This window comes from Nonomuraea sp. NPDC047529 (genome assembly GCF_040642995.1).
GTDB lineage: Bacteria > Actinomycetota > Actinomycetes > Streptosporangiales > Streptosporangiaceae > Nonomuraea.
Window position 1 is genome coordinate 1 of the sequence record NZ_JBEYTJ010000103.1, and the last position, 2393, is coordinate 2393.

1 pseudogene is annotated in these 2393 nt (G+C 77.4%); it reads left to right on the forward strand.

Features of this window, described 5'->3' with window-relative positions:
• Window positions 1–257: 257 nt before the first annotated feature.
• A pseudogene (locus tag ABZ815_RS52685) lies at window positions 258–2393 on the forward strand (AfsR family transcriptional regulator); the annotation flags it as partial.

A 2393-nucleotide genomic window follows, 5' to 3' on the forward strand; every position in this document is an offset into this window, starting at 1 on the left:
CCGGCCGGCGCGCCGAGGCGCGGGCCCCCATCCAGCGCATCCGCGGCCTGCTCGCCGACGACTTCGGCGGCGACCCCGGACCGCACCTCCAGGCGGCCCATCTGGCGGTCCTACGCGGCGACCTCCCCGGCCCCCACCGGCCGCCGGGGCCGTTCGGGGCATCCGCGGCATCCGCGGCGTCCGGGCCCTCTGGGGCGTCGGGGGTGTCGCTTGCTCGGCCGTCGCGTGGGAACCTCGATGTTCCGCTCACCAGCTTCGTGGGCCGTGACCAGGACGTGCGCCGCGTGATCGGCCTGCTCGGCCGCGCCCGGCTGGTCACGCTGGTCGGCCCTGGAGGCGCGGGCAAGACCCGGCTGGCCAGCACGGTCGGCCGGCGGCTCACGCCGTCCGGTGGGGTGTGGTTCGTCCCGCTGGCCGCGATCGGCCCGGATGACGTCCCCCGCGTGCTGCTCGACCTGCTCCGGGCGCGCGAGGAGGGCGCGCCCCCGCGCGGGGCGCCGCTGGACCACCTGGCCGAGATCCTCGCGGACGACGACCTGGTCCTGGTGCTGGACAACTGCGAGCACGTGGTCGAGGCCGTCGCCACGCTGTGCGAGTCCCTGCTCGGCCGCTGCCCCCGGCTGCGGGTGCTGGCCACCAGCCGCGAACCCCTGCGCATCGGCGGCGAGACCCTGCACCAGGTGCTCCCGCTGGACCTGCCCGAACCGGGCGCGACGCCGGACCAGGCCCGGTCCAGCGCGGCCGTCCGGCTCTTCCACGACCGCGCCGCCGCCGTGCGGCCCGGCTTCGCCCTGGACGGCGGGGCGCTGGCGGCGACCGTCGAGATCTGCCGCCGCCTCGACGGCCTGCCGCTGGCGATCGAGCTGGCCGCCGCCCGGCTGCGCGCCCTGCCGGTCGAGGCGGTCGCGGCCCGGCTGGACGACCGGTTCCGGCTGCTCACCGGCGGCAGCCGTACGGCGCTGCCGCGCCACCGCACCCTGGCCGCCGCCGTCGCCTGGAGCTGGGACCTGCTCGACCCCGGCGAACGGGCCCTGCTGGAACGCCTGTCGGTCGTCCGCGGCAGCTTCACCGAGGACACGGCGGAGGCGATCGGCACCGCCGGCACGATCGGCGACGCTGGGGCGGTCGGCGGTGCGGGGGACGTGCCGGAGCTGTTGGCGGCGTTGGTCGACAAGTCGCTGCTGCACCCGGCCGACTCCGCCGACCCGGCCGAGCCGCGTTACCGCCTGCTGGAGACCATCCGCGAGTACGGCCTCGACCGGCTGGCCCGGCGCGCCGAGGTCGCCGCCGCGCGAGACCGGCACGCCCGGTTCTTCCTGCGGCTGGCCGAGACCGCCGACCCGTCCCTGCGCACGTCGGACCAGCTTCGCCCGCTCGCCCGCCTGTCCGCCGAACGGGACGACCTGGCGGCCGCCATCCGCTGGACGGCCGAATCCGGCGACGCCGAGCGGGCCGTCCGGTTCGGCGTCGCGCTGAGCTGGTTCTGGCTCCTGCGGGACTTCCCGCCGGAGTCGCTCGACCTGCTCGGCCGGGTGCTCCAGGTCGCCGGGCCGGCCGATCCGCAGTCCCGCGCGCTGGTCGCCGCCGCCCACGCGATGGCCACCACCGAGGCCGCCGTCCCGGAGGAGGCGGACGCGGCCTTCGACCGGATCAGGACGGCCCTGGCCCAGGTCGTCCCCGGCGCCCATCCCATCGTCGAGATGGCCCGTCTGGCGCTCGGCATAGCCGCCAAAGGCGACCACGTCGTACCGGAAGACGGAACGGATCGGTGGAGCCGGTCGCTGGCGCTGCTGGTCGGGGGCGTGCTGGCCATGAACACCGGCCACCTCGACGAGGCGAGGGACGCGCTGGCCCGCGCGCTGGACGGCTTCGAGGAACTCGGCGAGCGGTGGGGCCTGGCGATGACGCTGAGCGCCCTCGGCTCGGCACTGATCCGGTCCGGCGAACCCGCCACCGCCCCCGCCCTGGCCGAACGCGCCACCCGGTACTTCCGCGAGCTCGGCATGCCCGAGCACACCATGGAGAACGAGGTGGCCGCCGCGCTGCACCGGGCCGAGTCCGGCGACGTGGACGGCGGCCGGCGGCGCCTGACCGGCCTCCTGGACCAGGCCGGGCGGAGCGGGTCGGCGGAGTCGCACACCCAGGTGCGCCTGGGCCTGGCCCGGCTGGAGCTGGCCGCCGGACGACCGGCCACGGCCCGCGAACACGCCCTGGCCGGGCTGGCCGCCGCCCCGCCCGGCCGTTCCACCACGCCACCTCTGACCGCGCTGCTGCTGGGCGTACTGGCTCAGGCGGACCTCGCGGAGGGATTGCCCGACCGCGCGGCCCGCCGGCTCGACCATCCGGCGGTGCGCCTGACGCTGACCTGGCACACGCCGGTCGCGGCCGCGACC